Genomic DNA, 7412 nt, shown 5'->3' with positions numbered 1-7412 from the left:
CCCTGCTCGCCGGGATATGTTATGATAAAAAAATTAAATGTCCATAGCCCCGCCTGTTGATAAAGACTCCATTCAAAAGGCGCTCGGGGGGGTGTCCTCTCTGGGTCCGGGGGAGAGCTTTGTCCTCTCGGGCCTTATCGGTTCATCAAAGGCGTTTTTCCTGGCCGAAACTTTCCGTAGTGCGGGCAAGAGCGTCCTTGCGGTACTTCCCGACCAGGGAAGTGCGGAAAAGTTCTCAAGAGACCTCGAGTTCTTTCTGGGCGGAGGAGGGAAAAAAGTTCTCTTCCACCCTTCCACCGAAACACTCCCCTTCGAACTCCAGCCGGTGCACCCGGAGATAGCCGCCGCGAGGGTCTTCTTTCTCTCAGGCCTCTTGATGGACGCCGGGCCGGTTATCGCCGTGACCTCGGCGGAAAACCTCACCCGGCGCGTCATGCCGCGCGCGCGGCTCTTGAAAAAGAAGCTCAAAGTCGAGAAAGGCAAGGAGTACCCGAGGGAGGAGCTTCTCCCGGCCCTCAGGGATATGGGCTATCTCCGCTCGACCATGGTCGAGGAGAGGGGAGAGGTGAGTGTCAGGGGAGACATAATCGACATATTCCATTCGGAGGGAAGCAGGCCGGTGAGGATCGAGCTCTTCGGCGACGAGGTGGAATCGATAAGGACCTTCGACCTCTCCACGCAGCGCTCCGAAAGGGAGCTCTCCGAGACCGTCATAATACCGGCCGGCGAGGCCGACCTGTCAAAGGAGGGGAGATACCTCGCAAGGGACAGGCTTATAGAGAGGGCCGAGGAGGAGGGGGTTAAAAGGGAGAGGTGGGAACCGCTCTCAAACCGCCTGAGGGACGGCTCTCCGGAGTTGAGGCCCATGGACGCGCTCTTGCCGCTTTTTTACGACTCGCTCGATACGGTATTCGACTACCTGCCCGCGGGGACGGTGGTAGCGCTCGTGGACCCCGCGGGCGTGGACGGGGCTGTGGCCTCATCTATTGTGGATGAACCTGGCATGGATGAATCCGGCATGTATGAACCCGGCACGTCCTTTCCCACGGCTGCCGAAGAGATCTACATGGGCCGTAGTGAGTTCAACTCCGCACTCGGTCGTTTCCCGGTCGTGCGTATGGAGATGGCCATAGGAAGCGGCGGCGGCGCGGCGGCGGGGGCGGGGGCGGAGATAGCAACCGAGTCCAACCTGGATATAAGGCAGGACATCTCGCTAAGGAAAAGATTATCCCCCCTGGCCGAAAGGGTCGGCGGGTGGCTTAAGCACGGCTGGCGGGTCTTCCTGACCGCCCACAACCTCGGACAGGCCCGGAGGATGAGGGAGCTCCTGGAGGATTTTTCCGTCGATATCGTCCCGGCCGCCTCCATAATGGCGGGGGGGGAGGGGGGGGAGGGGGGGGATAAAGGACCGCTCGTAAGGGTGGCCGTGGGTACGCTCTCCTCGGGCTTCAGGCTCCCGACCCGGGCGCTCGCGATAGTGACCGAGGAGGAGATCTTCGGCGAGAGGGCCAGGAGGAAGGCGCCGCCGGCAAAGAAGCTCGACAGCTTCCTCAACCAGCTCAGGGACCTCTCCGAGGGGGACCCGATAGTGCATACCCTCCACGGCATCGGCCTTTACAGGAGCCTCAAGAGGCTTACCCTCGACGGGATGGAGACCGACTTCCTCCTTATCGAATACAGGGGCGGGGACAAGCTCTACCTGCCGGTCCTGAGGATGGACGCCGTGACCAAGTACCACGGCGTCGAGGGGCGGATGCCCGAGCTCGACAGGCTCGGGGGAGTGGGCTGGGAGAAGAAGAAGGGCAGGGTCAGGAAGGCGGTCGAGAAGATAGCCGGGGAGCTATTGAAACTCTATGCCGAAAGGGAGGCGGCAAAGGGGTTTTCTTTCTCAAACCCCGGAAAACTCTTTACCGAGTTCGAGGCCGGCTTCGAGTTCGACGAGACCCCGGACCAGATTGGCGCCATAGAGGATACTATGGGCGACATGGGTTTGGAAAAGCCCATGGACAGGCTGATATGCGGAGACGTGGGCTACGGCAAGACCGAGGTGGCCATGAGGGCGGCGATGAGGGCCGTGCTCGACTCCAGGCAGGTCGCGGTGGTCGTGCCCACCACCGTGCTCGCCCAACAGCACTACCTTACCTTCAAGGACCGCTTCGCCCCCTTCCCGGTCTCGGTGGAGGTCCTGAGCCGCTTCCGCTCCGCAAAGGAGCAGCGGGAGACGGTCGACAGGCTCGCCTCGGGCGGGGTCGACATAATCATCGGCACGCACAGGCTGCTCCAGAAGGACGTCGCCTTCAAGGACCTGGGTCTCGTGGTCATAGACGAGGAGCACCGCTTCGGCGTCAAGCACAAGGAGAGGCTGAAGACCATGAAAAAGGCGGTCGATGTATTGACGCTCACCGCGACCCCTATACCGAGGACGCTCCACATGTCGCTCGCGGACATAAGGGATCTGAGCATAATAAACACACCGCCCGAGGACAGGCTCGCCATAGCCACAAGGGTGGTAAGGTTCGACGACGACGTTATAAAGGAGGCCCTGGAGAGGGAGATAAGGAGGGGCGGCCAGGTATTCTTCGTCCATAACAGGGTGCAGAGCATGGGCGCCATGGAGGAGTTCCTGCGGCGCCTCGTCCCGCGCGCGCGGGTGGCCGTGGCGCACGGACAGATGAAGGAGGGTGCGCTCGAAAAGGTGATGCTCGGCTTTGTCGGGGGCCGTTACGACATACTGCTCTCCACGTCCATAATAGAGTCCGGGCTCGACATCCCTACCGCGAACACCATAGTAATAAACAGGGCCGACAGGTTCGGGCTCGCGGAACTGTACCAGCTCCGCGGCAGGGTCGGCAGGAGCAAGCACAGGGCGTATGCCTACCTCGTCTGTCCGGACCAGGCCTCGCTCACCCCGGACGCGCAGAAGCGGATAGAGGTCATACGCGAGCTCTCGGAGCTCGGGAGCGGTTTCAGGATCGCGGCCTACGACCTCGAGATAAGGGGCGCCGGAGAGATACTCGGCCGTGCCCAGTCCGGAAAGATAGCCGAGGTCGGGTTCGACATGTACACCCGGCTCCTCGAGGAGGCCGTGGGGGAGCTTAAGGGCGAGACCATAGAGGATGAAATCCAGCCCGAGATAAACCTGAAGGTCTCACAGTACATCCCCGAGGAGTACATACCCGACACCAGGCAGAGGCTCAACTGCTATAAAAGACTCGCGTCGGTTAAAACCGTCGAGGAGGTGGACGGCCTGGGAGAAGAGCTCCTGGACCGCTACGGCGAGATACCGGTCTTTGTCGAAAACCTCCTCGAGGTCTCCAGGCTCAAGAGCTCTTTACGGGGTTTCAGGGCGCGGGAGCTCTCGCAGAAGGGTACGCGGCTGTACCTGGGCTTCGACGGGAAACCCGAAGAAGCCCTGTTTAAGCGCATCCTCGGCCTTGCCGGAAGCGACCCCCGGAGGTTCAGGCTCACGCCGGACTCGAGATTCGTCCGTCTCATGGCGGCCGGGGCCTCCCCCCTCCTGGAGGCGAGGAACTTGTTGCAAGAGCTTATGGAAAGGTGATAAAATTTTAGACTTATACCATGGCGCTCAATACGGACATAGTCCGCCCCCTGGCGTACGCGTTACTCCTGTTGCCGCTCGTTGCGGGTTACGGCTGCGAGCGCGGGCCCGAGCAGGAGCGGAAGGAGGAGGTGGTCCTCACGGTGGGAAGCCGCTCCGTAACCACCGTGGAGTTCCGGGACTACATGAAGGGGCTCCTGCCGGAAGGCACCGAGGATATCGGCGAGGAGGACCTGAAGGAGCTGAAGCGCGGGGTGCTCAACCAGATGGTCGAAGAGGAGCTCATCCTGCAGGAGGCCGAGAGGCTGGGGACCGGGGTGACGGCGGAGGAGTTCTCGCAGGAAGTTATGATGGTCAGGCACGGGTACGGGGAGGAGGAGTTCAAAAAGGCCGTGGCCGCGAAGTATTCCACTATGGATAAGTGGAAAGAAGAGATACGGAGGAAGGTGCTGATAAGGAAGGTCGTCAGTAGCGTGATAGGCACGAAGATAGAGATAACCGAGGAGACGGCCAGGGCGTACTACGATGAGAATATAAGCGAGTACGAAGTCCCCGAGCAGGTCCGCGTTAGGATGATAACGGTAAATACCGAGGAGGACGCGAAGGAGGTCAAAAAGAGGCTCAGGAAAGAGAAGTTCGCGGGGTTGGCCGAGGAGGTCTCGGTAAGCCCCGAGGCCAGGGACGGCGGGGACCTGGGGTTCTTCGGCAAGGGGGACATGCCCGAGGAGTTCGAAGCGGCCGTCTTCTCTCTCAAGCCGGGCAGGATAAGCAAGGTGGTCAAGTCCCCCTACGGCTACCACATATTCAAGGTCGAGGAGAAAAAGAAGGGGCGCAAGCTTGGTTTTAAGGACGTCAAGGACGATATAATGGAAAGGCTCAGGCTGGAGGAGGCCGGTAAGGAGTTCGACAAATGGTTGACATCGCTGAAAGAGAACACAACGGTAGAGATAAACGAGGCCCTGCTTTAAGGACCGGCGGCCCGCGTGCCGCGCCGTGGCTTATGGCCCTGGCGCTTCTTTTCGCCCCCTCTCCGGCATTCGCCGAACTGGTGGACCGGATAGTGGCCGTCGTGAACGACAGCGTAATAACGTTCTCGGAGCTGGAGGCGGCTACCGCGGTAGAGCTCGGCGGACTCAGGGGGGGAGGGTCCAGGCAGGGAGAGGACCTCGTCGGGACCAGGAGCAGGGTCCTCGACGAGCTCATAGAGAAGAAACTCATGAAGCAGGCCGCTGACATGGTCGGCATAGAGGTGAGCGATAGGGAAATAGAGAACGCCGTCGAGGACGTCAAAAGGGATAACAAAATCTCCGGCGACGAGCTCATGCTGGCCCTGGCCGAGAACGGACTTACGTATAACGACTACAAGGAGCAGCTCCGCGAGCAGATAAGGCAGGTAAAGTTCATCTCCAGGCGGTTCCGTTCCAGGATACAGGTAAAGCAGGAGGATATAGAGGAATACTATATCCAGAACAGGGAGAAGTTCTACGGGGCCTCATCCTACAGGATAAGGCTTATCCTCCTCTCCGGGGACGACATGGGGATAGTCGAGAGGAGGCTTAAGACCGTGCAGGAAGAGCTCGAAAACGGCGAGGAGTTCTCCAGGGTGGCCAGCCTCTACTCCGACGGTACGGCTGCGGCCGAGGGCGGGGACCTTGGATATGTAAATACGGGAGAGCTCGACGGCGCCATCGAAGATGCCGCGATGGTACTTGAGACGGGTGGTATAAGCCCCCCGGTGCGAACGTCCTCCGGCGTCGCCATAGTACAACTCCTGGACCGAAAGGGGAGGGAAGCCCTGTCGATCGAAGAGGTGGACCGTAAAATCAGGAACGCGCTCTATGACAGGTTTATGGACGACAGGTATGAGATTTGGCTCGATGAGATGAGGAGGCTGGCGCATATAGAGGTAAAGCTTTAGGCTACCCTTTAGTGAGCTATTGATTGTATGGTAGCAATTGAAATTTTATAGGCATTGCTCACGCCAGTGATTGCAATAATAGCTACCTACATTGCGTACCAACAATGGAGAACTAACCGACAAAAGCTAACTCTGGAGAGATATGATAGAAGGCTTCATGTCTATGAAGAAGTCAGAAAGATTCTTAGCATCATATTAAGGGATGCAAAAGCAAGCACAGAGGATCTTATAGAATTTTACACATCAGTGTCGGAAGCAGATTTTCTATTCGGGCCAGAGATTCCTGAGTACATCGACGAAATCCGCAAGCGTGGCTTAAACCTTTGGCGCTGGAATCAAGAGTACCGTGATTCCACGCAAGAAAGGCCAGAAGGCTACGATCACGAGCAGGTCGTAAAAGAAATGCGTAAAGAGAGAAAGTGGTTCACGGAACAATTTGAGCCTGCAAAAGAAAAGTTCAAAAAATATTTGGACATAAGCAAATGAAAAAACCTTCAGCGGGTTCAGGTTTGCAACCTGAACCCTGATATACATTTACAGGAAAAGACCGATGCCTTCGGTAAGGATTCCCAGAGACGCTGCTTCGGGTTTCTACTTCCTCACGTTCACGGTGCGGAACTGGTATTATATTTTCGACAGGCACAACCGCTTCGATATGCTCGGAGATGCCTTAAGGTACTGCAAAGAGAACAAGGGGCTGAAACTTTACGCCTATGTATTCATGTTGAACCATGTGCACCTTGTGGTATCTTCCCGTGACACCATCGGCTTCGTGAGGGATTTCAAAAGGCATACATCAAAGGAGCTGTTGCGTAACATGGCTGCCATCGAGCCTGATGTCCTGAAGCTCTTCGAGGTTGAAGGGGGCAGGTATGAGTTCTGGGCGAGGACAAACATGCCGAAGGCTATCGAGAGCGAGAGGTTTCTTTTACAGAAGGTTGAATACGTCCACAATAACCCGGTGCGGAAAAGATATGTTGAGAGGCCGGAGTACTGGCTATGGTCTTCGGCAAATCCGGAGAGCGAGGTGCCCGTGAACCCTTTGCCGGCATGAATCAACGGGTTCAGGTTGCAAACCTGAACCCACAAAAGAAGATTACAGACAAAAAGCGTTACCTAATTACTGAGCATCTACAACTGTTGCAAAATGGAGTACCGTAGGGTGAGCACCGTCCACTAAAAAACTAACTCCCTCTGTCCTTATTATGAAACCTACTGTCGCGATCACAATGGGGGACCCCACGGGAGTGGGGCCCGAGATAGTCTTGAGCGCACTTGCGAGCCGCCGGGTAAAGGGCGCGGCCCGGACGGTGGTCCTCGGCGACGAGGGCGTTTTACGCCGTGTCGCGCGCAAGCTCAAATACCCTCTCCCGGCAGAGGTTACAAGTCTCTCCACCCTCGACATTAAAAAACTGAAACCCGGAAGGCCGACCCGCACCTCGTCCCGCGCCATGCTCTCCTATATAGAGGAGGCGGTTTGCATGGCCAAGGGCGGCGACGTGGACGCCGTCGTTACCGCCCCCATAAGCAAGGAGGCCGCGGGCAAGGCGGGTTTCAGGTTCCCCGGCCACACCGAGTTCCTCGCGCATCTCACGGGCACGAAAGATTTCGCCATGATGCTCGGCGGGGACAAGTTAAAGGTCGTACTCGTTACCATCCACGAGCCGCTCCGGCGGGTGCCGCGCCTCATAACCGGAAAAAGGATACTCAAAACGCTTTGCATCGCAGACGAATCGTTCAGAAAATATTTTGGCGTCAAAAGGCCGCGCATCGCGGTCGCCGGACTCAACCCGCACGCCGGAGAGGGGGGGCTCTTCGGCGACGAGGAGAGAAGGATAATCGCCCCGGCAATTAAGAGAGCGAGGGTAAGGGGCATAAACGCCACGGGCCCTTTCCCGGCGGATACGGTCTTTTACAGGGCCGCCCGAAAAGGAG

General features: G+C 57.9%; 6 protein-coding genes. All 6 read left to right on the top strand.

The annotated features are described in order from the left end of the window. Positions 1 to 37 precede the first annotated feature (37 nt). Positions 38 to 3559, top strand: coding sequence for a transcription-repair coupling factor (mfd, locus tag V3W31_02610; GenBank protein ID MEE9613830.1), 3522 nt, complete (start codon positions 38 to 40; stop codon positions 3557 to 3559). A 20-nt stretch (positions 3560 to 3579) separates the two neighbouring features. Continuing rightward, positions 3580 to 4527, top strand: a complete 948-nt coding sequence (locus tag V3W31_02605; GenBank protein ID MEE9613829.1) for a peptidyl-prolyl cis-trans isomerase — start codon at positions 3580 to 3582, stop codon at positions 4525 to 4527. Next, complete coding sequence (locus V3W31_02600; GenBank protein MEE9613828.1) at positions 4470 to 5477, top strand: peptidylprolyl isomerase; 1008 nt, start codon at positions 4470 to 4472, stop codon at positions 5475 to 5477. The genes V3W31_02605 and V3W31_02600 overlap by 58 nt, the downstream gene beginning before the upstream one ends. Positions 5478 to 5543: 66 nt before the next feature. Then, a complete protein-coding gene (locus tag V3W31_02595) occupies positions 5544 to 5963 on the top strand; it encodes a hypothetical protein (protein ID MEE9613827.1) in 420 nt (139 codons plus the stop codon). Positions 5964 to 6027: 64 nt separating this feature from the next. Then, positions 6028 to 6531 carry a transposase gene (locus V3W31_02590; protein ID MEE9613826.1) on the top strand — a complete coding sequence of 168 codons (504 nt, stop codon included), beginning with the start codon at positions 6028 to 6030 and terminating at the stop codon, positions 6529 to 6531. Positions 6532 to 6724: 193 nt separating this feature from the next. Next, positions 6725 to 7412: 4-hydroxythreonine-4-phosphate dehydrogenase PdxA (locus V3W31_02585; protein MEE9613825.1), on the top strand; the 688-nt coding region annotated here is incomplete at its 3' end.

It is taken from the genome of Thermodesulfobacteriota bacterium, from assembly GCA_036482575.1.
Classification (GTDB): domain Bacteria; phylum Desulfobacterota; class GWC2-55-46; order GWC2-55-46; family JAUVFY01; genus JAZGJJ01.
The sequence above is the reverse complement of the archived record's forward strand: the minus strand, read 5'-3'. Positions and strand labels throughout refer to the sequence as shown.

Coding starts and splice junctions, on each gene's coding strand:
- mfd (MEE9613830.1), top strand. CDS start 38: ATGTCCATAGCCCCGCCTGTTGATAAAGACTCCATTCAAAAGGCGCTC.
- V3W31_02605 (MEE9613829.1), top strand. CDS start 3,580: ATGGCGCTCAATACGGACATAGTCCGCCCCCTGGCGTACGCGTTACTC.
- V3W31_02600 (MEE9613828.1), top strand. CDS start 4,470: ATGGTTGACATCGCTGAAAGAGAACACAACGGTAGAGATAAACGAGGC.
- V3W31_02590 (MEE9613826.1), top strand. CDS start 6,028: ATGCCTTCGGTAAGGATTCCCAGAGACGCTGCTTCGGGTTTCTACTTC.